Origin of the sequence: Sphingomonas sp. AAP5 (genome assembly GCF_004354345.1) — a bacterium.
GTDB classification, from domain to species: domain Bacteria; phylum Pseudomonadota; class Alphaproteobacteria; order Sphingomonadales; family Sphingomonadaceae; genus Sphingomonas; species Sphingomonas glacialis.
The window spans coordinates 2,380,363-2,404,995 of record NZ_CP037913.1 but is presented as its reverse complement, the minus strand read 5'-3'; the positions used below and the strand labels follow the sequence as shown (position 1 = coordinate 2,404,995).

Annotated in this window: 24 protein-coding genes; 14 read left to right on the top strand and 10 right to left on the bottom strand. The window is 66.8% G+C overall.

Going from position 1 to position 24,633, the window contains the following annotated elements; genetic code table 11:
• Window positions 1-86: 86 nt before the first annotated feature.
• Both E2E30_RS11180 and E2E30_RS11175 read left to right on the top strand, forming a co-directional pair.
• Entirely contained in the window at window positions 87-1,589 is a 1,503-nt protein-coding gene (locus E2E30_RS11180) for a replicative DNA helicase (RefSeq protein ID WP_133189813.1), read from the top strand.
• 10 nt (window positions 1,590-1,599) lie between these two features.
• Window positions 1,600-2,982 carry an RNB domain-containing ribonuclease gene (locus E2E30_RS11175; RefSeq protein ID WP_133192048.1) on the top strand — a complete coding sequence of 461 codons (1,383 nt, stop codon included), beginning with the start codon at window positions 1,600-1,602 and terminating at the stop codon, window positions 2,980-2,982.
• A gap of 237 nt (window positions 2,983-3,219) precedes the next feature.
• Here E2E30_RS11175 and E2E30_RS11170 read toward each other — a convergent pair whose 3' ends face one another.
• From E2E30_RS11170 to E2E30_RS11135, 9 genes are all read right to left on the bottom strand, one after another.
• On the bottom strand, window positions 3,220-3,975 hold the full coding sequence (locus tag E2E30_RS11170) for a phosphoadenylyl-sulfate reductase (protein WP_133189811.1): 756 nt from the start codon (window positions 3,973-3,975) through the stop codon (window positions 3,220-3,222).
• Window positions 3,968-4,375: a DUF934 domain-containing protein gene (locus E2E30_RS11165; protein ID WP_133189809.1), complete on the bottom strand. Its 408-nt coding sequence runs from the start codon at window positions 4,373-4,375 to the stop codon at window positions 3,968-3,970. The genes E2E30_RS11170 and E2E30_RS11165 overlap by 8 nt, the downstream gene beginning before the upstream one ends.
• Window positions 4,368-5,999 (bottom strand): nitrite/sulfite reductase, encoded by a 1,632-nt coding sequence (locus E2E30_RS11160; RefSeq protein WP_133189807.1) that lies wholly within the window; start codon window positions 5,997-5,999, stop codon window positions 4,368-4,370. Before E2E30_RS11160 ends, E2E30_RS11165 begins: the two co-directional genes overlap by 8 nt.
• 1 nt (window position 6,000) lies before the next feature.
• Window positions 6,001-6,297 (bottom strand): DUF2849 domain-containing protein, encoded by a 297-nt coding sequence (locus E2E30_RS11155; RefSeq protein ID WP_133189805.1) that lies wholly within the window; start codon window positions 6,295-6,297, stop codon window positions 6,001-6,003.
• On the bottom strand, window positions 6,294-7,082 hold the full coding sequence (cobA, locus tag E2E30_RS11150; protein WP_133189803.1) for a uroporphyrinogen-III C-methyltransferase: 789 nt from the start codon (window positions 7,080-7,082) through the stop codon (window positions 6,294-6,296). The genes E2E30_RS11155 and cobA overlap by 4 nt, the downstream gene beginning before the upstream one ends.
• Window positions 7,083-7,174: 92 nt before the next feature.
• The gene (locus tag E2E30_RS20755; RefSeq protein ID WP_165954418.1) at window positions 7,175-7,351 is read right to left on the bottom strand and encodes a hypothetical protein; all 177 of its coding nucleotides are present in this window, start codon (window positions 7,349-7,351) and stop codon (window positions 7,175-7,177) included.
• Window positions 7,352-7,410: 59 nt separating this feature from the next.
• Window positions 7,411-7,866 carry a GAF domain-containing protein gene (locus E2E30_RS11145; RefSeq protein ID WP_133189801.1) on the bottom strand — a complete coding sequence of 152 codons (456 nt, stop codon included), beginning with the start codon at window positions 7,864-7,866 and terminating at the stop codon, window positions 7,411-7,413.
• Window positions 7,859-9,271 (bottom strand): succinylglutamate-semialdehyde dehydrogenase, encoded by a 1,413-nt coding sequence (gene astD, locus E2E30_RS11140; protein WP_133189799.1) that lies wholly within the window; start codon window positions 9,269-9,271, stop codon window positions 7,859-7,861. Before astD ends, E2E30_RS11145 begins: the two co-directional genes overlap by 8 nt.
• A 190-nt stretch (window positions 9,272-9,461) precedes the next feature.
• The gene (locus tag E2E30_RS11135) at window positions 9,462-10,820 is read right to left on the bottom strand and encodes a protein adenylyltransferase SelO (RefSeq protein ID WP_133189797.1); all 1,359 of its coding nucleotides are present in this window, start codon (window positions 10,818-10,820) and stop codon (window positions 9,462-9,464) included.
• A 70-nt stretch (window positions 10,821-10,890) separates the two neighbouring features.
• Here E2E30_RS11135 and E2E30_RS11130 point away from each other — a divergent pair, with 70 nt between their 5' ends.
• The 7 genes from E2E30_RS11130 to E2E30_RS11100 all read left to right on the top strand — a co-directional run bounded on the left by E2E30_RS11130 (window position 10,891) and on the right by E2E30_RS11100 (window position 18,545).
• A complete protein-coding gene (locus E2E30_RS11130; protein WP_133189795.1) occupies window positions 10,891-11,751 on the top strand; it encodes an alpha/beta fold hydrolase in 861 nt (286 codons plus the stop codon).
• 167 nt (window positions 11,752-11,918) lie between these two features.
• Window positions 11,919-12,680: an SDR family oxidoreductase gene (locus tag E2E30_RS11125; protein WP_133189793.1), complete on the top strand. Its 762-nt coding sequence runs from the start codon at window positions 11,919-11,921 to the stop codon at window positions 12,678-12,680.
• Complete coding sequence (locus E2E30_RS11120; RefSeq protein WP_133189791.1) at window positions 12,677-13,792, top strand: glycosidase; 1,116 nt, start codon at window positions 12,677-12,679, stop codon at window positions 13,790-13,792. Before E2E30_RS11125 ends, E2E30_RS11120 begins: the two co-directional genes overlap by 4 nt.
• Window positions 13,793-13,987: 195 nt before the next feature.
• Window positions 13,988-15,130 (top strand): glycosyltransferase, encoded by a 1,143-nt coding sequence (locus E2E30_RS11115; protein ID WP_133189789.1) that lies wholly within the window; start codon window positions 13,988-13,990, stop codon window positions 15,128-15,130.
• A gap of 64 nt (window positions 15,131-15,194) precedes the next feature.
• Window positions 15,195-16,598, top strand: a complete 1,404-nt coding sequence (locus E2E30_RS11110) for an NAD(P)H-dependent flavin oxidoreductase (protein ID WP_133189787.1) — start codon at window positions 15,195-15,197, stop codon at window positions 16,596-16,598.
• Between the two features lie 73 nt (window positions 16,599-16,671).
• On the top strand, window positions 16,672-17,628 hold the full coding sequence (locus E2E30_RS11105) for a polysaccharide deacetylase family protein (RefSeq protein WP_133189785.1): 957 nt from the start codon (window positions 16,672-16,674) through the stop codon (window positions 17,626-17,628).
• Window positions 17,625-18,545, top strand: coding sequence for a GNAT family N-acetyltransferase (locus E2E30_RS11100; RefSeq protein WP_240698913.1), 921 nt, complete (start codon window positions 17,625-17,627; stop codon window positions 18,543-18,545). Before E2E30_RS11105 ends, E2E30_RS11100 begins: the two co-directional genes overlap by 4 nt.
• 192 nt (window positions 18,546-18,737) lie before the next feature.
• Here E2E30_RS11100 and E2E30_RS11095 read toward each other — a convergent pair whose 3' ends face one another.
• On the bottom strand, window positions 18,738-19,646 hold the full coding sequence (locus E2E30_RS11095; protein WP_133189781.1) for a LysR family transcriptional regulator: 909 nt from the start codon (window positions 19,644-19,646) through the stop codon (window positions 18,738-18,740).
• Window positions 19,647-19,863: 217 nt separating this feature from the next.
• On the opposite strand from E2E30_RS11095, the gene E2E30_RS11090 reads away from it, so the two are divergent.
• The 5 genes from E2E30_RS11090 to E2E30_RS11070 all read left to right on the top strand — a co-directional run bounded on the left by E2E30_RS11090 (window position 19,864) and on the right by E2E30_RS11070 (window position 24,083).
• Window positions 19,864-20,274 carry a (R)-mandelonitrile lyase gene (locus tag E2E30_RS11090; RefSeq protein WP_133189779.1) on the top strand — a complete coding sequence of 137 codons (411 nt, stop codon included), beginning with the start codon at window positions 19,864-19,866 and terminating at the stop codon, window positions 20,272-20,274.
• Window positions 20,275-20,396: 122 nt separating this feature from the next.
• Window positions 20,397-21,152, top strand: a complete 756-nt coding sequence (locus tag E2E30_RS11085; protein ID WP_133189777.1) for an SDR family NAD(P)-dependent oxidoreductase — start codon at window positions 20,397-20,399, stop codon at window positions 21,150-21,152.
• Between the two features lie 108 nt (window positions 21,153-21,260).
• Window positions 21,261-21,887, top strand: coding sequence for a DNA repair protein RecO (recO, locus tag E2E30_RS11080; RefSeq protein WP_133189775.1), 627 nt, complete (start codon window positions 21,261-21,263; stop codon window positions 21,885-21,887).
• A gap of 46 nt (window positions 21,888-21,933) precedes the next feature.
• Window positions 21,934-22,986, top strand: a complete 1,053-nt coding sequence (leuB, locus tag E2E30_RS11075; RefSeq protein WP_133189773.1) for a 3-isopropylmalate dehydrogenase — start codon at window positions 21,934-21,936, stop codon at window positions 22,984-22,986.
• Window positions 22,983-24,083, top strand: coding sequence for a glycosyltransferase (locus tag E2E30_RS11070; protein WP_133189771.1), 1,101 nt, complete (start codon window positions 22,983-22,985; stop codon window positions 24,081-24,083). The genes leuB and E2E30_RS11070 overlap by 4 nt, the downstream gene beginning before the upstream one ends.
• Window positions 24,084-24,633 lie beyond the last annotated feature (550 nt).

The window sequence follows — 24,633 nt, the reverse complement described above, 5'->3', positions numbered from 1 at the left end:
CAGGGGACAACATCCGCCCACGGGATTCACACCCGGGTGAGCGCAATCCGCTTGAGTGGGCAGGCGCCGAGTGGGATGAGAGCGCCATGGCCACAGCATTCCTCCCCACACCGCCCGTTCCCGAAACCGTATCGCTACCACAGAACGTCGAAGCCGAAGCCGCGATGCTCGGCGCGATGATGATCGACAACCGCCTCGCCGACGATCTGATCGACCGGCTCGACGCGGAACATTTCTTCGAGCCGCTCCACGGCCGCATCTTCAGCGCGATCAAGACGTTGCGCGGCAACGACATGCTCGCGAGCCCCGTCACGCTGCGCCCGATGTTCGAACAGGACGCCGGGATGCGCGAGCTGGGCGGCCCCGCCTATCTCGCGCAGCTCACCGGCTCGGGCGCGGGGCTGATCGGCGCGCGGCAGTTCGCCAAGCAGATCTATGATCTGGCGATGCTGCGCACGCTGGTGACGGTCGGCCGCGGCCTCGTCGATCGCGCGATGGATACGTCGGAAGAGGTCAACCCGCGCGCGCAGATCGAAGCGGCCGAGGAGGAACTCTACAAGGTCGCCTCCGACGGCGCGACCGAGAGCCAGACCAAGAGCTTCCTGCAGGCCGCCAAGACGACGCTCAAGATGGCCGAAGTGGCGCTCAATTCCGGCGGGCATATCTCGGGCATCACGACGGGGATCGAGAGCATCAACACCAAGATCGGCGGCATGCACCGCTCCGACTTGATGATCCTCGCCGGGCGTCCGGGCATGGGCAAGACCTCGCTCGCCACCAATATCGCGTTCAACGCGGCGCAGCGCTGGATGCGCGACATGGCCGACGGGATCGACCCCGAGCGCTCGCTCGGCGCGAAGGTCGCGTTCTTCAGCCTGGAAATGTCGGCCGATCAGTTGGCGGGGCGCGTGCTCTCCGAGCAGGCGCGAATCAATTCGGACGTGTTGCGTTCGGGCAAGATCAGCCGGCATGAATTCCAGGCGCTCGCGACGACCGCGGCCGAGCTCGAGAATCTGCCGCTGTTCATCGATGATACCGCCAACCTCTCGATCGCCTCGCTCCACACGCGTGCGCGGCGGTTGCAGCGGCGGCACAACAACCAGCTCGGGCTGATCATCGTCGATTATCTTCAGCTGCTGTCGGGCTCGGCGAAGAGTTCGGGCGACGGGCGTGTGCAGGAAATCTCGGAGATCAGCCGTGGCCTCAAGGGCGTCGCGAAGGATCTCAACGTGCCGGTGATGGCGCTGTCGCAGCTCAGCCGCGCGGTCGAGCAGCGCGAGGACAAGCGCCCGCTGCTGTCGGATCTGCGCGAATCGGGATCGATCGAGCAGGACGCCGACATGGTGATGTTCGTCTATCGCGAGGATTATTATCTCAACATGGCGCAGCCCGAGATCCCGAGCGCGAACAGCCCGGCTGGGGTGCAGGACAAGCACGCGCAATGGTCCGAGCATCTCTCGCGCGTCGATGGCCTGGCGGAACTGATCATTGCCAAGCAGCGCCACGGCTCGACCGGCAAGGTGATGCTCAAGTTCGAGCCGCACATCACGCGCTTCAGCGACGTCGTGGTCGGTGGCGGCGGCTATTGAGGCTGCGCGGTTGAAGACGCTCGTCGATTCGAACGCGGTACTGGCCGCGGGGCTGCCGCTGATCCGTACGCAGTTCGGCGTGCCCGAGTCGTTTCCGCCGCAGGTGCTCGCGGCGGCGCAGGAAGCCGCCAAGCGCGTGCCGAGCGCGCATGTCGATCGGACGGCCATGCCCTTCGTCACGCTCGACCCGGCGAGTTCGACCGATCTCGATCAGGCGTTCGCGATCGAGCGGAGCGGGGCGGACCTGTTGCTTCACTATGCGATCGCCGACGTGGCGTGGTTCGTCGACGATGGCGGGGTGATCGACGCCGAGGCGTGGAAGCGGGGCACGACGCTCTATCTGCCCGACGGCAAGGCGGGACTCTATCCGCCGGTGCTCGCCGAGGGCGCGGCGAGCCTCTTGCCGAGCGGGCCGCGGCCGGCGGTGGTGTTCACCGTGCGCGTTGCGCCCGATGGTACGCCGACGCTCGACGGGGTCGAGCGCGCGATCATCCGCAGTCGGGCGAAGCTTGCCTATGACAGCGTGACCGAGGCCAATCTCCCGCCCGATTTCGCCGAACTCGCCAACCGCATCGCCACCGCCGAGGATGCGCGCGGCGCGAGTCGCGTCGATCCGCCACAGCAGGATGTGATTGCTGACGGGAAGGGCGGGTATCGGCTGGCGTTCGAGCCGCGGTTGCTGTCGGAGGACCGCAATGCCGCGCTGTCGCTCGCGACCAACCTTGCGGTCGCTGCGCTGTTGCACGCGCACCATACTGGGCTGTTCCGCGTGATGGCCGGGCCGGACGATCGCGCGGTGCAACGGCTGCGCAATGTCGCGCTGGGGCTTGGGTTGGAGTGGCCGGCCGCGCTGACGCTTCCGCAGTTCGTAGCGACGCTGTCTGCCGCCGACCCGGCGCAGGCCGCCTTCATGATTGCCGAGCGGCGCAGCGGGGGCGGGGCGACCTATACGCCGTACCGCGACGGCGTGATCCCGTGGCACGCGGCGATGGCGGCGACCTATGCGCATGCGACGGCGCCGCTGCGCCGGTTGGCGGATCGCTATGTCGTGCGCGCCGCGCTCGCCATCGCCAACGGACAGCCAGTGCCCGAAGTGGTGACGCAGGCGTTCGAGACGCTGCCGCCGGTGATGGCGCGCGCCGATGCGATCGGCGGGCGGATCGACCGCGCGGTGATCGACCTGGCCGAGACGGCGGTGCTGCAGGGGCGCGAGGGCGAGATCTTCTCCGCGGTGATCGTCGATGCGGATGCGCACGGCGCGCGGATCCAGCTGTGCGAGCTGGCGGTGCTGACGAGCGTCAAGACCGAGGGCAAGCCGGGTGAGACGATCTCGGTGCGGCTGGTGGCGGCGGACACGACGGCGCGGACTTTGAACTTCGAGCGGGTTTCGTAAGGCGAAAGCACGCAAAGAGGCGACGAAGCAAAGGACCGGCGCACGGAGGCTTTAATCGCGGTGCACCGCGGTGTTCCTCCCCTCCCTGGAAGGGAGGGGCCGGGGGTGGGTCGGCCCGTGGCACGGGTGACCTTCCTATTGAGAGCAACCCACCCCCAACCCCTCCCTTCCAGGGAGGGGAGTCAGAACGGCGGGCTGGCTAGGACTGTCTGCGTTCACTGCAGCGGGGTCATACGCCTAAAAAACCGGCTCCTCGCCCGGCTTCTCGGGAACGTGAATCCCGCACTCGACCTTCTCCCACCCGCGCCAGCGGCCCGAGCGCGGGTCTTCGCCGGGAAGCACCTTGCTCGTGCACGGCGCGCAGCCGATCGAGGGATAGCCTTCGGCTTCCAATGGATGCCGCGGGAGCCTGTGCTCTTCGAAATAGGCGTCGAGCTTGGCCTTGTCCCACGCCGCGAGCGGATTGAGCTTCAGCCGACCCTCATCCTCCTCGAAGCGCGGCATCGCCTGGCGCGTGCCCGCCTGGAAGCCCTTGCGGCCCGAGATCCACGCATCGAACGGCGCCAAAGCCCGGCGCAATGGCTCGACCTTGCGCAGGTCGCAGCAGCCGTCGGGGTCGTAATTCCAGCGCAAGCCCGTCGCGTCCTTCGCCGCAAGCAGCCGCGGATCGGGACGAAACACGCGCAGGTCGGTGAAGCCGAGCGTCTCCGACAGTCCGTCACGATACGCGAGCGTCGCGCCGAAGATCTTCTGCGTGTTGAGGAAGATGACCGGAATGTCCTTGTCGACCTGCGAGATCAAGTGGAGCAGGACCGCGCTCTCCGCGCCGAACGACGAGACCGCCGCGACGCGCCCCTTGAGTTCGCCGGTCAGCAGCTCGCCGATCATGTCGCGCGTGTCGACGCCGGCGAAGCGTGCCTCCATCGCTGCGGCATCGGCGGGCGAGAAGGGCGCGACGTCGATCAGGTCGAGCTTGCGCAGCGCGTTACCCATGCCGCCGCGCCCAGATCGGCACGCGGCCGTCGGCGGCCTTCTGATAGACGTTCTCGTAGCGCTTGAGCGAAGCCTCGAGCGTTGCCGGGTCGATTTCCGATTCGGGCGCGAAGCTGTCGAAGCCGCAGCGTTGCATCAGCGGCATCTGGTCGACCAGCACATCGCCCTGCGCGCGCAGTTCGCCGGTATATCCCGCCTCGCGCAAAATCCGCGCCGACGAATAGCCCCGCCCATCGCGGAAGCTCGGGAAGCTCACCTCGATCAGCGCGATCCGGTCGAGATACGGCAGCAGCGCGCGCGCATCGTCGCCCGCCTCGAGCCGCACCGCGGTCGCGTTGGTCTGCGAGTCGAGAAACGCGTCGAGCGTCACTGCGGGTTCGTCGTGCTGGTTCTCAACCATAAAGCGCTTCCTTGAACGGCTCCATGCCGATGCGGCGATAGGTATCGAGGAAGCGTTCGCCGCCCTCGCGCTGCGCCAGATAGACGGTGGTGACCTTTTCGACCGCGTCAACCACGCCGTCTTCGTCGAACCCCGGGCCGGTGATCTTTGCGAGACTCACGTCCTCCGCGCCCGATCCGCCGAGCGAGAGCTGGTAATTTTCGACGCCCTTCTTGTCGACGCCGAGAATGCCGATGTGCCCGGCATGGTGATGCCCGCAGGCATTGATGCAGCCGCTGATCTTGACCTTCAACTCGCCGATGTCGCGCTGGCGTGCGGGATCGGCAAAGCGCTCGGTGATCTTCTGCGCGAGCGGGATCGAGCGCGCATTGGCGAGGCTGCAATAATCGAGGCCGGGGCAGGCGATGATGTCGCTGATCAGGTCGAGATTGGCGGGCGCGAGGCCGGCCGCGTCGAGCTGCTGCCAGATCGTGTGGAGATCGGCCTTGCGGACGTGCGGCAGGACGATGTTCTGCGCATGCGTCACGCGCAGTTCGTCGAAGCTGTAGCGCTCGGCGAGATCGGCCATGAGGTCGATCTGCTCGGCGGTCGCGTCGCCGGGGATGCCGCCGGTCGGCTTGAGGCTGATCGTGACGATCGCATAGCCCGGCTGCTTGTGCTCGGCGGTGTTCTGGTCGACCCAGACCGCGAAATCGGGGTCGCTGCGGTCGATCGCGTCCGCTGCATCCGCTTCGTACGCGGGGGGTGCGAAGAAGGCAGTGATCCGGTCGAACTCGGCCTTGGGCGGATCGAGCCCGAGCGCCTTGACCGCGATGAACTCCTCCTCGACCTGGCGGCGATAGTCTTCGGGGCCGATCTCGTGGAGCAGGATCTTGATCCGCGCCTTGTAGATATTGTCGCGCCGGCCGTAGCGATTGTAGACGCGCAGGCACGCCTCGAGATAGCTCAGCAGATCGTCGCTGCCGACAAAATCGCGGATCTCGTGGCTGATCATCGGCGTGCGGCCCATGCCGCCACCGACGAATATCTTGCCGCCGAGCTCGCCGTCACGGCGGACCATCTGGATGCCGATGTCGTGCAGCCGCATCGCGGCGCGATCCTCGTCGGCGCCGATCACCGCGATCTTGAACTTGCGCGGCAAATAGGTGAATTCGGGGTGGAAGGTGCTCCACTGGCGCAGCAGTTCGGCCCACACGCGCGGATCGGTCACCTCGTCGGCGGCGGCGCCGGCATACTGATCCGACGAGATGTTGCGGATGCAATTGCCCGAGGTCTGGATCGCATGCATCTCGACCGTCGCGAGTTCGGCGAGGATGTCGGGCGCGTCCTCGAGCTTGATCCAGTTGAACTGGAGGTTCTGGCGCGTCGTGAAATGGCCATAGCCGCGATCGTACTTGCGCGCGACATGGGCCAGCATGTGCATCTGGCGGCTGTCGAGCGTGCCATACGGGATCGCGACGCGCAGCATATAGGCGTGGAGCTGCAGATAGAGCCCGTTCATCAGCCGCAGCGGCTTGAACTGGTCCTCGGTGATCTGGCCCGCAAGGCGGCGCTTCACTTGGTCGCGGAATTCCTCGACGCGGGTGTCGACCATCTGCTGGTCGTATTGGTCGTATTTGTACATCTCAGATTACCCAGCTTCCAGCCATCGGATCGGCCGGCTTCAACGTCAGATCGGCGCGCACCGTAGGACCGAGCGCGCGGATGCGGTCCTTGATGTGCGCGGGGCGGGGGCCGTCGGCGGTGAGCGTCGCGTCGATCACATAGGGTACGTTTACGCGCCGCGCGCCTTGCTCGGCATGCGCGATGCTCTCGCCCTGGTCGGCGACGTCGCACGCATCCTCGATATGGCGCGACCAGCCCGAGCCGGTCCACCACACCACGTCGCCTGTCGGCAAATCATTCCCGGTCAACACTCTCACGCAACGGACTCCGCAATCTTGGCCCAGGCGCCGAGCTTATCCTCGGCGTCGGACAATTCGACGACTTCGCCGACGACGATGATCGCCGGGCTCGCCACTGTCTCGCGCGCGACCATCTGGCCGAGATCGGCGAGCAACGTCCGGATCGCGCGCGCGCCGCTGAGCGTCCCGCGCTCGAGCACCGCGACGGGCATTTCGGGGGCGACGCCATCGCGCATCAATTTGTCGGCGATGTCATCGGCAGTGGCCACGCCCATATAGATGACGAGCGTCCGGCCCTTGCCCGCCAAGCCCGACCAGTCCTGGTCGGACAGCCCCTTGCACTGGCCCGCGACGAAGCTGACCGCGCTTGCATGGTTGCGATGGGTGAGCGGCAGCATCGCCTCTGCCGCGCAGCCGAGTGCCGCCGAGACGCCGGGGATCACCTCGACCGGCAGGCCGGCGGCGCGCACCGCTTCGACTTCCTCGCCGCCGCGCCCGAAGATGAACGAGTCGCCGCCCTTGAGCCGCACGACGACCGCGCCGGCCTTCGCCTGCGCGACGATGAGCGCGTTGATCGCCTCTTGCGGCAGCGTGTGGCGCGCGCGCCGCTTGGCGACCGAGATTCGCTGCGCGCTGGCAGGCGCGAGGTCGAGCACGCGCGGATCGATCAGCCCGTCATACACCACGACATCGGCCTGGCCGAGTGCCGCAACCGCGCGGACGGTCAGCAGACCGGGGTCGCCGGGACCGGCGCCAACCAGGATAACGCGCCCGCGCGCGGTAGGATCGAGCAATATGGCCATCGTTGTCAGATGGGCTGGACCAGCGCGCGCTTCAATTCAAGCTTGCTTGGGGGCGGGGTAGCCAAACTTTTGCCGACCTCTCCGCTGGGGGATCACGCTTTGTCGTGCAACTCCTTGACGCGCCGCGCGAGTTTGGCGGCTTCGTCGATCAGCATCGCGGCGACTTCGGGCTCGCGTTCGCGAATCGCGATGGCCAGGCAGTTGTCCGACTCGAGTTTCAATTTGCGCGCGCGGGGAGTGGGGCCATCGGCCACTTTGTCGTGTTTCACGCCAGGCCCAAAGCATTGGAACGCCTACGGTTCCACGGCTTTGCGACCAAAGGTGCCGCTCAGGCCAGCAACGCCCCGATTTCCGCGGCGAAGCGTTCGAACAGGAGCGCGACGGCGGGCGTGCCGATCGGCCGGGGCTGCGGATCGATCGCGCACAGCGTCCCGAAGAACGCGCCGTCGGGCAGGCGAATCGGAAAGGAGATATAGCTTTCGAACCCGTACAGGATCGGTGTCGGGTGCGTCCGCCAGTCGGGATTGCCCGATACGGTGTCGATGATGACGGCTTGCCCGCTTTGGCGGATTTCGTCGCAGATCGTGGTCTTCAGCGCGAGTTCGTCGCCCGCCTCGAGCCCGAATTCGATCCGATCGACGACTTGGCAGGCGATCCACTGGGTATCGGTGACGCGCGCGACGGCGGCGAAGCCCATCGTGGTGATGTCGCAAATCCGCTCCAGCATCGCCGTGACCGCGGGATCCGCGCGCAACCGTTCGACGCGGAATGCGTCTTCACCCATCGCGTAACCCCACCCCGATGCTCGCGCGCGCCTGATCGGCTTCGCTCGAAACCACAGGGTAGGCGCAATAGTCCGCCGCATAATAGGCACTCGGACGGTGGTTGCCCGACCAGCCGATGCCGCCGAACGGCGCCTTGGACGAGGCGCCGTTGGTCGGCTTGTTCCAGTTGACGATCCCGGCGCGCGCATTCGCCCAGAACTGGTCGTACAGCGCCGGATCCTGGCTGAGCAGCGACGCCGACAGGCCATAGCGCGTGTTGTTCGCCTCGGTGATCGCATCTTCGAAACTGGTCTTGCGGATCACCTGGAGGATCGGCCCGAACAGCTCGATATCGGGCCGGTCGTTCATCTCGGTCGTGTCGATCAGCGCGGGGCGCAGGAAGGGACGGTTGGCGATCGGTCGTTCGAGATGCTGGATCGGGCGACCGCCGCGCATCATCAGTTCGAGGAAACTCTCGGACAGCAGGTCGGCGCTGTCATTGTCGATCACCGGGCCCATGAACGGCGCGGGATTGGCGTGCGGCTCGTCGACGATGATCCGCTTCATCAGTTTGGTCACTTCGGCCATCAGCGGATCGTAGAGCTTCTGGTCGACGATCAGCCGGCGCGCGGCGGTGCAGCGCTGGCCCGCCGAAGTGAACGCCGATTGGACGACGACGACCGCGGCGGCGTGGAGATCGGGCGAATCCCACACGATGATCGGGTTGTTGCCGCCCATTTCGAGCGCGAGGATCTTCTCGGGGCGTGTCGCAAACGCGCGGTTGAGCGCGATGCCGGTGTGCGCCGAACCGGTGAAGAGCAACCCGTCGATCCCGTCATGCGCGGCGAGCGCCTTGCCCTCGGCCGCGCCGCCGATCAACAGGCGCAGGCAGCCCTCGGGAATCCCGCCGGCATGGAAGCAGCCGACGAGGAATTCGCCCGTCGCGGGGGTCTTTTCCGACGGCTTGAACACCACCGCATTGCCCGCGAGCAGCGCGGGGATGATGTGCCCATTGGGCAGATGCGCCGGGAAATTGTACGGCCCGAGCACCGCGAGCACGCCGTGCGGCTTGTGGCGCAGCGCCATGCGGCTGCCCATCTGCGCCTCGAGCCGGCGCTGCGGGGTGCGTTCGGCATAAGCCGTCACTGAGATATCGACCTTGGCGATGACCGAATCGACCTCGGTATGCGCTTCCCACAGCGGTTTGCCGGTTTCGCGCGCGATGATGTCGGCAAAGGCGTCGGCGCGGGCGCGCACGACATTGGCGACGCGGCGCAGCGCCTCGACGCGATAGGCGAGCGGTTGCGCCGCCCAGCCGGCCCAGCTGGCGCGCGCGGCGGCGACTTCGGCATCGACATCGCCGATCGCGCCGCGCCAGAGCTCGGCCCCGGTGGCGGGTTCGTAGGAAAGGAGTTCTGACGACATTTATTGGGTCTTTGCCTGAGATTGGGATGGGAATCTACTCTTCTCCCGCTCCCCGTGTGGGAGAGGGAAGGGGCCCGCTCGCTTAGCGAGTGGGAAGGGTGAGGGGGACGTCGATGGCGCGGCCGCCGCCACACCCCCTCACCCTTCCGCGCCTGCGGCGCTCCCTCCCTCTCCCACAGGGGGAAAGGGGTTAGGCCAGCGCTTCGCCCATAGTGCGGATCTGCGTGACCTTGGCGTCGAACGGCGCCCAGTCGTCGCGCTGGTCGATCGCCGCCCAGATCGCCTCGACTTCGTCGATCAGCATCGCGCACGGTTCGCCGTGCCAATAGCGATGGTCGCGGCTTTTTCGCGGCGCATACGGCTCGAGCGCAGCGCGCAATTCGTCGAACGCCGCGCCGTCGGGCGCGAGGCCGCCGAACGCGTCGAAATAGAAGCGGTCGATCCCCAGGCCGCTCGTGCGCAACCCGCGCTCGATCGTCTGGACGAGCGCGCGGTCGCTCGTCGGATCGCGCGGCACGACGCCGAGCCGCCACAGGATCGCCGCCGAGACGGCGCTCTGATAGCGCTCGGCAAAGGTATCGAGCACCGCGATCAGCGGCTCGGCCTCGACCAGCGCGCGCAGCGAGATCGCGAGTTGCGTCGCGTTCCAATGGATCGCCTCGGGCTGGCGGCCGAAGGCGTAGAGCCCGGCATGGTCGAAATAGGCGGCAGTGAAGGCCGGGTCCCACGTTGGCGCGAACCGCCAAGGCCCGTAATCGAAACTCTCGCCGGTGACGTTGATGTTGTCGGTGTTGAGCACGCCGTGGACGAAGCCTGCCGCCATGTAGCTGGCGGCAAGCGTCGCGGTGCGATCGACGACCAGATCGAGCAAGCGGACTGGCGCATCTTTGCCCGGCTCCTCGCCATACAAGTTGCGCAGCACATAGCCGACGAGCCGCTCCATCGCTTCGGCATCGCGCAGATAGGCGAGCCGCTGGAACGTGCCGATGCGGATATGCCCGTGGCTGAGCCGCACCATCACCGCCGAGCGGGTCGGGGAGGGCTCATCACCGCGCTCGAGCGCTTCGCCCGTTTCGATGAGCGAGAAGGTGCGCGAGGTATTGACGCCCAGAGCCTGCAGCATCTCGGTCGCGAGGACTTCGCGCATTCCGCCCTTGAGCGTGAGGCGTCCGTCGCCGAAGCGGCTCCACGGCGTCGTGCCCGAGCCCTTGGTGCCGAGGTCCATCAACCGGCCGCGATCATCGCGCAACTGCGCGAAGAGAAAGCCGCGGCCATCGCCGATCTCGGGGTTGTAGTTGCGGAACTGGTGGCCGTGATAGCGCAGCGCGAGCGGCTGATCGAGGCTGCCGGGAAGCGGATCGAACCGCCCGAAATGCCGCAGCCAGTCGGCGTCGCTCAGAGTATCGAGCCCGACCTCGGCGGCGGCGCGATCGTTGCGGAAACGCAGCAGCGTCTGCGGAAAGTCGGCGGCGGCGACCGGATCGTAGAACCCGTCGCCCAATTCGAGGATGGTGGTTTCGGGCCGAGAGTCTTGCGGGGGGATGCTCATGCGTGGATATGGAGGGCGCCGACCGCCGGACGCAACCCCGTGAAATTGGCCCCAGGCTCAGGACCAGACCATGTCGCCTTATGAAAATCGATATTGGTGGTCGAAGGACGGCGTCCGGCTGCATTGCCGCGATTATCCGGGGCCAGCCGATCGCCCGCCGATCCTCTGTCTGCCCGGCCTGACGCGCAACGCGCGCGATTATGACGCGCTCGCGCGTCGGCTCTCGCCCGCGTGGCGCGTGATCGCGATCGACCTGCGCGGGCGCGGTGAGAGCGGCTATGCCAAGGATCCGATGAGCTATGTCCCGCTCAGCTATGTCCAGGATGTCGAGGCGCTGCTCGGCGAGCTCGGTGTCGATCGCTATGTCGCGTTCGGCACGTCGCTCGGCGGGATCGTGTCGATGCTGCTCGCCGGTACCGGGCATGAGAGTGTCGCGGGCGTGCTGCTCAACGATGTCGGGCCCGACATCATGGCCGAGGGCTTGTCGCGGATCCGCGGCTATGTCGGCAAGTCGAACACCTGGCCGACCTGGCTCCACGCCGCGCGCGCGGTCGCCGAGGCGAATGGCGACGTCTATACCGGCTTCACGCTCGAGGATTGGCTGGAAATGGCCAAGCGGTTGTACCGGCTCAACAGCGCGGGGCGGATCGTGCTCGATTACGACATGAAGATCGCCGAGCCGTTCCGCGTGCCTGGCAACGAAGCCGGCCCCGACATGTGGCGCGCGCTCGCGGTGCTGAAGGACGTGCCGACGCTGATCGTGCGCGGCGCCGCGTCGGACGTGCTCTCCGCGGCGACCGCAGAGAAAATGGTCGCGGCGCTCGACCATGGCGAGCTTGTCACGATCGACCAAGTCGGCCATGCGCCGAGCTTGAGCGAACCCGCCGCGGTGGCGGGAATCGATCGTCTATTGTCTCGGATCGCGGTCTAGTTTCCTCCCCTCCCTTGAAGGGAGGGGCTGGGGTGGGTCGGCCTAAAGAGAGGTCCGCCGCCGCCGCGGGCCGACCCACCCCCGACCTCTCCCTTCCAGGGGGGCGTAGAAGAAGCGGAACCGCGCGCACATCGGCGCGTCTGCATACGACATAACAGGAGCCCTGCATGAAGACCGTTACCGACGCGCATACCGCCGTGACCAGCCTGAAAGGCAAGCGCGTCGCCATCACCGGGGGCACCACCGGAATCGGTCGCGCGATCGCGGTTCTCCTCGCAGCCGAGGGTGCCAAGGTGTTCATTTGCGGGCGCAATCCCGAATATCTCGACGATGCGCTCGAGCGCATCCGCGAAGTCGGCGGCGAGGCCGACGGCATCACCACCGAGCTGTCCGATCCCGAGAACGTGCTGAGCTTCTTCAAGCAAGCCAGCGACTATCTCGGCGGGATGGACTGCGCGGTCATCAACGCCGCGGTCGCTGCCGGTGGCCTCACGCAAATGAGCGAGCCCGAGCTGCGCTATGCGATCGCGGTCGATTTCACCGCCTATCTGCTGAGCGCGCACGCCGCGGTCGACAAGCTCGAAGGGCACGGCGACATCATCCTGATCGGCTCGATGAGCGCACACGTGCTCGGGCCGAGCTCGACCGTCTATGCCGGGATCAAGGCGGGCATCGCGGCGTTCTCCGAAGCGCTCCGCCGCGAACTCGGTCCCAAGGGGATCAAGGTCGGCTTGATCGAGCCCGGCAAGACCGGCTCGAACATGCAGCTCCCCGACATCACCCCCGAGGAGCAGCGCAAGATGATCCACGAGGAAACCTCGCTCCGTGCCGAGGACATTGCGGTCGGCGTGCACTATATGCTGACCCAGCCACGGCGGACCGTGATCCAACAGCTCGTGATTTCCCCGCGGGCGCAGGAGGGTGAATGACCTTTTCGCATGATGCGCTGATCTTCTCGCCCGGCGACGTCGATCTTTCCCGTTCGCCGCTGGCAGGGAAGGTCGATGCCGAGACTTATGTGCTCGGCGCGTTCAACCCGGGAATGACGCGGCTGCCCAATGGCAATCTGTTGCTGATGGTGCGCGTCGCCGAGGCGCTCAAGACGCCGATCCACGACCAGCACATCCATGCGATCCGCTGGACCGAGCACAGCTACGCGCTCGACGCCTGGCCGCTCGAATATGTCGACACCGCCGACCCGCGCAAATTCATGATGCGCGGTGGCGGGTGGAAGGTGATGGCGCTGACCTCGCTGTCGTGGCTGCTGCCGGTCGAACTCAACGCCGACGGGACGAAGGTCGAGCAGGTCCATTACGACAAGGCGATCGCGCCGCGCGCGCCGTACCAATGCTACGGCGTCGAGGATGCGCGGATCAGCAAGGTCGGCGACCGCTATTTGATGACGACCTGCTCGGTCAGCCCCGAGCGGCATTCGACCACGCTGTACACGTCCGCCGACGCGCTCGACTGGAAGCTCGAGGGGATCGTGCTCGATCACCAGAATAAGGACATGCTGATCTTCGAAGGGCTGATCGGCGGCAAATATTACGCGCAGACGCGCCCGCTTGGCGATTTGTACTTCGCCTATCCGCCGGGGAGCGAGTGGCGTTCGGGCCCGTCGATCAACCTCGCGAGTTCGCCCGATGCGCTTCATTGGAAGCCGTACGACAAGCCCGGCATCCGCCCGCACGCCAAGACGATGGCGACCGCGCGGATGGGCGGCGGCGCACCGCCGATCCTGACCGAGGAGGGTTGGCTAACGCTGTGGCACGGCGTCGAGCCGATGGGCGTGGTCGGCGTGTACCGCACCTATTGGTCAGTGCTCGATCGCGACGACCCGAGCGTGGTGCTGCGCACCTGCCACGATCCGCTGATCGAGGCCAACCCGGCGTTGACCGAGCCGATCAAGGATCTGATGTATCTCGACAATGTCGTATTCACGACCGGGATCGCCGACGCCGGAGATCAGTATGTCGTGGCGAGTGGCGAGGCGGACCTCGGCTGCCGGATCACGCATATACCAAAGACCGCGTTCGCCTGATTTGCCTCATCCCCCTCCCGCTTGCGGGAGGGGCTAGGGGAGGGACCGACCTGGAACCTCCTGCGCTGCGCCCGCGGCACGTCCCTCCCCCAGCCCCTCCCGCAGGCGGGAGGGGAGCAAGAAGCAGGAGGGCGGTCTTGCTCCCCCACACCAACAGATGACGCCGCCGTCATTTCACGCTAACGCCGCGCGGAAATGAGCCGGCCCGTCAACATCCTGCACTTGCACTCGACCTTCTCGCTCGGCGGCAAGGAAGCGCGCGCGGTGCGTCTGATGAACGCGTTCGGCGACCGCGCACGCCACACGATCGTGTCGAGCATGGATGGCCAGTACGGCGCGCGAGACGCCATCGCCAAGGGCATCGATTACGAGATCGCGCAGAACCCGCCGCCGCTGACCGGCTCGCCCTCGGTCAAGCGCTACGAGGCGATTGCGGCGTACATGCGCCGCTTCGACCTCGTGCTGACCTACAATTGGGGCGCGATCGACGGGGCGATGGCGCGGCGTGTCTCGTCGAACGGCGTGCCGCCGCTGGTGCACCACGAAGACGGCTTCAACGCCGACGAGGCGAAAGGCCTCAAGGCCGAGCGCAATATCTATCGCCGCTTCGCGCTGACCAAGGCCGCCGCCTTGGTCGTGCCGTCCGAGACGCTCGAAACCATCGCGCTGAAGACGTGGAAGCAGCCGCGCGAGCGCGTCCACCGCATCGCCAACGGCATCGCCACCGCGCGCTACGCGATCCCGCCCAAGCCCAATGCGATCCCCGGCTTCAAGCGCAAGCCCGGCGAACTCGTGATCGGCACGCTCGCGGGTCTGCGCGAGGTCAAGAACCTCCCGCTGCTCGTCCGCGCGTTCGGCGGCATGTCGAGCCGCGCGCGCCTCATCATCGTGGGCGAGGGGCCCGAACGCCAGGCGATCCTCGATGCCGCCGAGCGGATGGGCGTCGCCGATCAGGTGCTGCTGCCCGGCTTCCTGCCCAACCCGCACGACTATATCGGGCTGTTCGACATCATGGCGCTGTCGTCAAAGTCCGAGCAATTCCCGATCTGCGTGCTCGAAGGCATGGCGGCGGGGCTGCCGATCGTCTCGACCCCGGTTGGCGACGTGCTCAAGATGGTCGCGCCCGAGAACAGCAGCTTCATCGAACGCCGCGACCAGGAAGTGCTGATCCGCGACGCGCTCGAGTCGCTCGCACAGGCGACTCCCGAGGGTCGCAAGGGGCTCGGCGAGCTCAACCGGCGCAAGGCCGTCGCCGAGTATGACGAAGCAACGATGATCGCGCGCTATGCACAGCTCTATGGCAGCGTTATCGGACGTCCCGGGGCGTTCGGGGATTAGAGATTTGCCCGATCGGGCGTCCAAAGCGTATAACAGAACGTAAGTTAAGTCGGAGGCGGTCACGTTGTTCACTGGTTTGAAGCCCATCGTCTATGGCGGCCGCGAGGTCTGGCCGCTCGTCGAGGGCGGCAAGGGCGTCGCTGCGACCAATCATGCGAGCGCGGGCGCCTGGGCGGCGGCGGGCGGCATCGGCACGGTGTCGGCGGTCAATGCCGACAGCTATGACCCCGACGGCAAGATCATCCCGCAGGTCTACAAGGCGCTGACGCGGCGCGAGCGCCACGAAGAGCTGATCGAATATGCGATCGAGGGTGCGGTCCAGCAGGTCCGCAAGGCGTTCGACATTGCCGGTGGCAAGGGCGCGATCAACATCAACGTGCTGTGGGAAATGGGCGGCGCGCAGCGGATCCTGCACGGCGTGCTCGAGCGCACGCGCGGGCTCGTCGCGGGCGTGACCTGCGGCGCAGGGATGCCGTACAAGCTGTCGGAGATCGCGGCGTCGTACGAAGTCAGCTATCTCCCGATCGTCAGCTCGGGCCGCGCCTTCCGCGCATTGTGGAAGCGCGCGTACTCGAAGGCGGCCGACTGGCTGTCGGCGGTGGTCTATGAGGATCCGTGGCTTGCGGGTGGGCATAACGGCCTGTCGAACGCCGAAGACCCGCTGATGCCGCAGGATCCGTATCCGCGCGTCAAGGCGCTGCGCGACACGATGCGCGAGGGCGGGATTCCCGACAGCGTGCCGATCGTGATGGCAGGCGGCGTCTGGTATCTGCGCGACTGGGCGAACTGGATCGACAATCCCGAGCTCGGCACGATCGCCTTCCAGTTCGGCACGCGGCCTTTGCTGACGCAGGAAAGCCCGATCCCGCAGGAGTGGAAGGCGCGGCTGACCAACATCCAGGAAGGCGAAGTGCTGCTGCATCGCTTCTCGCCGACCGGATTCTATTCGAGCGCGGTGCTCAACCCGTTCCTGCGCCATCTGCAGGAGCGTTCGGAGCGCCAGATCGCCTTTTCGACGCAGAGTGCGGGCGATCACACCTATCAGCTCGACGTGGGCGTCAAGGGCAAGAACTTCTGGGTCACGCGCAACGACCTGCTGCGCGCGCGGCAGTGGTTCGGCGAGGGCTTCACCGATGCGCTCAAGACGCCCGACAACACGCTCGTCTTCGTCACCACCGCCGACAAGGGCGTGATCCGCAAGGATCAGGCCGATTGCATGGGCTGCCTCAGCCAGTGTGCCTTCTCGTCGTGGTCGGACACCGAGACGAATTCGACCGGCCGGCTTGCCGATCCGCGCAGCTTCTGCATCCAGAAGACGCTGCAGGACATCGCGCATGGCGGCGATGTCGAGCAGAATCTGATGTTTGCCGGACACGGCGCGTACCAGTTCAAGCACGATCCGTTCTACTCGAACGGCTTCGTCCCGACCGTCAAGCAGTTGGTCGATCGCATCCTCACCGGAGATTGATCCGGGTCAGAAACAAAATGCAACATACGGACTTTGCGAAATCTTTACGCCCGTCCGGCTATGGCTGGACGGGATGACAACGCCCGTATTCCTGACGATCGACACCGAAGTGATGTGGCGGCACCACAGCGATGGCCTCGCGAGTGCCGAGATCTTCGAGCGCTCGCTCGAGCCGGCCGGTGTCGGCGTCAGCTACAAGCTCGAGATGCTCGCGCAGCACGGGCTGAAGGCGTGCTTCTTCGTCGATCCGATGCCGGCGCTCACCTTCGGGCTCGCGCCGCTGCGCGGCATCGTCGAGAAGATCCTCGCCGCTGGGCAGGAGGTGCAGCTCCACCTCCACCCCAATTGGACGAGCGCGGTGTCGGGCGACGGCGGGGCGAGCGCGTCGCGCTTCGAGCTCGCCGAATACAGTTTCGCCGAACAGCGCGCGTTGATCTCGGGCGCGACCGACTTGCTCACCGCGATCGGCGCGCCCAATCCGATTGCATTCCGCGCCGGGTCGTACAGCGCCAACGCCGACACGCTGCGCGCGCTCGCCGAGCTCGGTTTCAGCTATGATGCCAGCCACAATGGCGGCGAACATCCGTGGCCGAGCGCAATCGACTTGCCCGAGCGCCAGATCGCGCCGGTCCTAATCGACGGCGTGATCGAGATTCCCGTCACGGTGATCGAGGAGCGGCCCGGCGCGTTGCGCAACTTCCAGATCTGCGCGCTGTCGGTCGGCGAGATGCGCGCCGCGCTCGACCATGCCGAGCTCCATCGCCATGCCGCGGTGAACATCGTCAGCCACGGCTTCGAGCTCGCCAATCGCGCGGGGACGCGCGCCAACACGGTGCATGTCCGGCGCTTCGAAGCGCTGTGCGGCTTGCTCGCCGAGCGCGCCGAGGCGATGCCGACGGTGCATTTCGCCGATCGCCCCGCGCTCCGGCTCGAGCAGAACGACGTGCCGCTCGGCCCCGATCCGCTGCGCACGCGCTGGCGCCAGGCCGAGCAATTATGGTCGAACATGGTGGCCGAGCGCGCGGCGTGACGCCGCTTGCTGCGGAAGCGGTTGCGCTACGCTTCCAGATCGGCGCGCGCACGCTGGCGTCGATCTCGCGCCGGCTGGTGCGGCTTCCTTTGTCGCTCGACACGGTGTTCGACGGCCCGCTCCCGATCCTCCCGCCGCTTGCGCGCGGTGCCGATGGCTATGCCGTGACCTCGCTTCCCGAACACGGTCTCGCGTCGCTGCGCCGCGCGGCGGGCGGGATGATCGGCTATGTCCGGCAACGCTATCCGCGGCATTATGCCGATCTGACGATCGGCTTTGCGGCCTATCAAGCGGCGCTGTCGGGCAACACGCGCTCGGGGCTCAAGCGCAAGACCAAACGCGTGATCGCGCTGTCGGGCGGCGCGCTCGACGTCCGCCGCTCCCGCACCGCCGACGAGCTCGGCGCTTTCCACGCGGTCGCGCGCGGGATCTCACAGCGGACCTATCAGGAGCGCTTGCTCGGCGGCGGCTTGCCCGACGATCCGGCGTTCGTGCACACGATGACTGCGCTCGCGGCGGCGGGCCAAGTGCGCGCCTGGCTGCTCTATGTCGCAGGCGAGCCGGCGGCGTATCTCTACTGCCCGATCGAAGGCGGGACGGTCCGCTACGACCATGTCGGGCACGACCCGGCGTTCAACGATCTGTCGCCCGGCGGCGTGCTGATGCTGGAGGCGATGCGCGACCTCTATGCCGAGCCCGGCCTCACCCGTTTCGATTTCACCGAGGGCGACGGCCAGCACAAGCGCAGCTTCGCCACCGCCGGCGTTGCGTGCGTCGACGTGCTGCTGCTCCGCCCGACGCTCGCCAACCGCGCGACGATCGCCGCGCTCGAGGCGTTCGACCGGGGCGCGCTGTGGGCCAAGCACGGCGTGACGCGGCTGGGCCTCGAGCGGGTCGCGCGGCGGTTGCGGCGCTAGCGCACGCAGAGCGAGTGCGACGAACCGTGCTTGCCTGGCTCGATTGGCCTCGCGGTACTGGATGGCAGATTGGACGCCGCCGGGTGGGTGAGTTCCGACACTTTCAAAGCGAGGGATCGGTGCGGCACAAATCGAGTGTGCAAGACCGCGGCGATGCGGTTGGCACGCCCCGCAAAGGGACACGCCGCCCGCCTACTCCTTGAGCGGTCGCAGCTCTTTGATGAGATCGATCAACAGCCGCAGCCCGGTCGGCAGGTGCCGACGCCCCGAATAATAGACGTGGAAACCGCTCCCGACAGTCGTCCACTCCGTCAGCACCGGCTGCAAGGTCCCACGCTCCAGATGCGCCCGCAGAACCGCCTCGCTCGCGTACACGATCCCCGCGCCGCACAGCCCGAACGCGATCGCAGCGTGGCTTGAATCGACCGTCAGCGGGCCGGGTGTCGCGATCGAGCAGGCATCACCATCGCGCTCGAACTCCCAGGCATAGACCTGGTCGTTCCCCAGGCGGATGCCGACACAACGGTGGTTTTGCAGGTCTTGCGGGTCGGCCGGCGCACCGAAGCGCGCAAGATAGTCCGGGGACGCGGCGGCGACCCAGCGAAGATCGGGCGACAGGCGCTGCGCAATCATGTCCTCGGGCACCGTGCCGCCATAGCGGATGCCGGCATCGAAACCGCTGCCGACGACATCGATCAGGCGATTGCTGATGCTGATGTCGATCGCGACGTCGGGATAGCGGTCGACGAAAATCGGCATGACCGGCTCGAGCAGCAGGTCGACCGCATCTTCGAGGACGTTGATCCTGACGCGGCCGGCCGGTGCGTCGCGATACCGGTCGAGGGTTTCGCCGGCGGCGGCAATGCTCTGCATCGGCGCTTCGATCGCCGCGCGGAGCTCTTCGCCGGCTGCGGTCAGCGCGACGCTGCGCGTCGTTCTGTTCAACAGTCGCACGCCGCGGCGGCCCTCCAGCGCGGTGATCGCGTGGCTGAGGGCGGACGTGGTGACGCCCATCGCGAGGGCAGCGCGTCGGAAGCTACCATGTTTGGCGATCGCCAGAAAATAGGCGAAGTCCGCCAGGTCCGCTCGGCTCAGCTGCATCCCGACCTCCTACACCATTGTTGAACACTGTTCATCGTCTCGTTGCTGGCGAAGCCGCTAATTCGGGCGCTTCCCCCGCCCTATCTTGCCAGTCGTGACGGTCGTCGGTGTGACGATCGGCGGATCGAGAAGGCGGCACCCCCCATGAAGATCGGCCTTTTGCCGCTTCGCGGCGCTGCTGTCCGTCACCGCGCAGGCGCAACAAGGAGCGACCGACATGAGTATCGCACGCAAGGCGGAGCTGAAGACCGTCGACGGACCGGCCGCGTATTTCACCGGCACGGTCACCATCACCGGCCAGTTCCAGCGCGAGGCGCCGTCGCGCGTGTCGGGGGCGATCGTCCATTTCGAGCCCGGTGCGCGGACCGCGTGGCACAGCCACCCCGCCGGCCAGACGCTGATCGTGACCGAGGGCGTCGGCTGGACGCAGATCGCGGGTGGCCCAAAGCTCGAATTCCACGCGGGCGACATCCTGTGGTGTCCCGCCGACCACAAGCACTGGCACGGCGCCACCGCGCATCAGGCCATGACGCATATCGCCATCCAGGAAGCGGTCGACGGCACGCCGGTGACGTGGATGGAGCCCGTGACCGAGGCAGACTATCGCGCGCCGCTTGGCACGGAGTGAGATCGCGCCGCGCATCATCGTCGCGCGCCCGCTGAACGGGTGGCTCGCAGCGACGATCCGGACATCGTCGCAGGGTTCGCCCGACTGACTGCCCTCAACACCTCCCCTAGAAAGGTTTCCCCATGTCAGACACACAGCGTTTCTCCGGCAAGGTCGTCTTCATTACCGGTGCCGCCAGCGGTATCGGCCGTGCCACGGCCATCGCGTTTGCGGCGGAGGGCGCACGCGTCGCCATCCTCGACCGCACCGAAGACGGTCTTTCCGAAACCGCCGATGCCGTGCGAAGCGCCGGCGCCGAGGCCTTGGTCATCGCGTGCGACGTGTCGCAGCCCGACCAAATCGAGGCGGCCGTCGGCCGGGTGGTCGAGACATTCGGCCGGCTCGACATCGCCTTCAACAATGCCGGTGTCGAGAACAAACCCGCGCCGGTCCACGAGATTTCGCTGAGCGAGTGGGACCGCATCCTCGACATCAACTTGCGCGGCACCTTCGTCTGCATGAAGCACGAACTGGCGCAAATGGTGCGGCAGGGCAGCGGGGTCATCATCAACACGTCGTCGGGCGCTGGCGTCCGCGGAGTGGCGGGTGGCGCGTCCTACACCGCCTCGAAGCACGCGATCATCGGGCTGACCAAGGCCGCCGCGCTCGATTATGCCAAGCTGAATATCCGCGTGAACGCGATCCTGCCGGGCAATATCGAGACGCCGATGATGGACCGCTTTACCAACGGCGACATCCAGAAGGCGATCGATCTCGAGCCGGTCGGGCGCCTCGGGAAGCCCGAGGAAATCGCCGATGCGGTGCTATGGATGAGCGCGGATCTCGGCGCGTTCGTGACCGGCGCGGCGATCTGCGTGGATGGTGGCTGGTCGCTGTAAGGGGGGGGCGGTGGCCGCGCACGCGCCAACACGGTGGCGGAGGCTCAGACATCGCCTGCGCGCCATCCGCCCCCTAGCGTATCCCCCCACCCACGTTAAACCGCCGCCATGCACTTGCGCGTCGAAGCCCTGATCCTCGCGATCCGCCATCACGGCGAACACGGCGCGATCGTGCGGGCGCTGACCGCCGAGCATGGCCTGCAGGCGGGCTATGTCCGCGGCGGGCGCTCGACGCGGATCCGGCCGATCCTGCAACCCGCCAACCGCGTCATCGGCGAATGGCGGGCGCGCACCGATGACCAGCTCGCGAGCCTCACGGTCGAGCTCGTCACCAGCCGCGCACCGCTCTACGCCGAGCCGCTGCCCGCGCTTGCGCTCGAATGGGTGACCACGCTCACCGCCGCCGCGCTCCCTGAGGCGCAGCCGTATCCGCGGCTCTATGCCGCGCTCGACGGGACGATCGGCGTGATCGCGGCGGCGCCCGCCGCGCGCGGCTGGGCGCTGGCGCTCGCGCGCTACGAACTGCTGGTGCTCGCCGAGCTCGGCTATGGGTTGGAGCGCGAGACGCTGCCGCCCGCGCTGACCACGGGTGTCGCGCCGGAGTGGGACGAAATCTTCGAGGCGCTCAGGCTGACCGGCGGCGCGCTCGAGGCTTCGATCCTGGTCGATCGCCGCGCGGTGACGCTCGCCGCGCGCACGCGGCTGGTCGAGCGGCTGAAAAGGGCGGTTGCGTGACGCGTCGCGGCTCGGCATTGGCGGGGCAATTGAAGGGAACTGCACCTTGGCACTGATCGCGATCCTCGCCGGCGACGGCATCGGCCCCGAAGTCACCCACGAAGCCCGCCGCGTGCTCGAAGCGCTCGGCCTCGACCATCAGTTCGAACCCGGTCTCGTCGGCGGCGCGGCGTATCGCGCGCTCGGCCATCCGCTCCCGCCGCAGACGCTCGAACTCGCGCACCGCGCCGATGCGATCCTGTTCGGTGCGGTCGGCGATCCCGAGATGGACGGGCTCGAGCGCACGCTGCGTCCCGAACAGGCGATCCTGGGCTTGCGCAAGGCACTCGGCCTGTTCGCAAACTTGCGCCCCGCAACGATGTTCCCGGGGCTGGAGGACGCCTCGGCGCTGCGCCCCGAAGTCGCGCGCTCGATCGACATGGTGATCGTCCGCGAGCTGACCGGCGACGTCTATTTCGGCGACAAGGGCCGCGGCCACACCAAGATGGGCCTGCGCGAAGGTCATGACATGATGCGCTATGACGAGGCCGAAGTCGCACGCATCGCGCGCGTCGGCTTCGAGATGGCCAAGCGCCGCAAGAAGATCCTGACCTCGGTCGACAAGGCCAACGTGCTCGAGACGTCGCAGCTGTGGCGCGAGATCGTCAACGAGGTCGCGCTCGATTATCCCGAGGTCAAGCTCACCCACATGTATGTCGACAATGCCGCGATGCAGCTGGTGCGCAACCCCGGCGCGTTCGACGTGGTGGTGACGGGCAATCTGTTCGGCGACATCCTCTCCGACCAGGCGAGCATGTGCGTCGGCTCGATCGGGATGCTTCCTTCCGCCTCGCTCAACGAATGGACCGGGACGTGCGGGCTGTACGAGCCGATCCACGGTTCGGCGCCCGACATTGCCGGGCAGGGCAAGGCCAATCCGTGCGCGGCGATCCTGTCGGCGGCGATGCTGCTGCGCCATTCGCTGTCGGACGAGGCCTCGGCGCAGCGGATCGAGGCGGCGGTGATCGCGGCGATCGGCGCCGGCGCGCGCACGCCCGATCTCGGCGGCACCCATTCGACGAGCGCGATGGGCGATGCGGTGCTGGCCGCGCTGCAATGATCCCACGCCTCGAGCTCGCGGTCGTCATCCCGACGTTCAACGAGCTGCGCAACGTTCCGCTGCTGATCGCCAAGCTCGACGCGGCGCTCAGCGGGCGTGCGTGGGAGGCGATCTTCGTCGATGACGACAGCCCCGACGGCACCGCACAGGCGGCGCGCGACCTCGGGCTGAGCGACCCGCGCGTCCGCGTGATCCAGCGTTTCGGGCGGCGCGGGCTGTCCTCGGCGTGCATCGAGGGGATGTGCGCGACCGCTGCGCCCGTCGTCGCGGTGATCGACGGCGATCTGCAGCATGACGAGACGATCCTGCCCGCGATGCTCGACGCGCTCCAGGCCGATCCCGCGCTCGACGTGGTGATCGGTTCGCGCTTCGTTGCAGGCGGCGGGACGGGCGATTGGGACCAGGACCGCGTCAAGAAATCGGCGCTGGCGACGCGGCTGTCGCGGCGCGTGCTGAAAGCCGATCTGAGCGACCCGATGAGCGGCTTCTTCATGCTGCGCACGCAGATCGCGCGCGACCTGATCCCGCACCTCTCGGCGATCGGCTTCAAGATCCTGCTCGACATCATGACCGCGAGCCCGCGGCCGCTGAAATTCCTCGAACTGCCCTACACCTTCCGGCTGCGCACCGAGGGCGAGAGCAAGCTCGATTACGTCGTCGCGATGGAATTCCTGATCGCGCTCTATGATCGGTTGTTCGGGCGGATCGTGCCGGTGCGCTTCGTGATGTTCACCGGCATCGGCGCACTCGGCGCGCTGGTGCATCTTGCCGTGCTCTACATGCTCTACCGCAAGGCGGGGGTCGCGTTCGTGTCGGCGACGGTCGTCGCGGTGGTGCTGGCGATGACCTTCAACTTCTTCCTCAACAACGCGCTGACCTACCGCGAACGCCGCCTCAAGGGCGCGCGCGCGTTGCTCGACGGGTGGATCTCGTTCTGCCTGGTCTGCTCGGTCGGCGCGGCGGCGAATGTGGGGGTGGCGTTCTTCCTGTTCCGGATGGAGCATGGGACATGGGCCTTTTCGGCGGTCGCTGGGCTGCTCGTCGCGGCGGTGTGGAATTACGCGCTGTCGTCGCGGTTCGTGTGGGGGCGGTATTAGGGGGCTGTCTACGGCCCGCGTCCACTTGGGCGCGTGAGTGTCCGAAAGTGGTGGAAAGCAGACATAACGGGTGCGCTTTAAGAAATCGCCGCAGCCCGCGCCTCTTTGACCAACTGACGAAGCATAAGTCGATCTGCGCCTGGCGGGCCGCAAACAACTGCTCGCTGGCGGATGGCATCAAGCCGTGCGTCCCGGATCGGCTTTTGAGTGAAACACCGCCAATTTCGCTCCGACAATGTGCCTTCCGAAGCGCGCTCTAAGATGCGCGCAACCTGTTCACTTGAAAGACTTTTGGGACGTGAGAAAATCAAGATGAAGGGGGAAGCGAGCAACAGCAAAAGAACCACGACGGGCACAACCACGATCGCCAACAAGATGCCGAGCGGGCGACTTTTAATTCGTCCGCGTGGCCAATCCCGTCCCTTGGCAGTGGCTACTGTGGTTTGGTTCATGAGGCGAGACTGCCCGCAATTACAAACGTCCGCAATTGGTCGAAAGCGGACAAGGCGCTGTCCTACATCTGCCGTTCATGGTATGTACCAACTGCTCT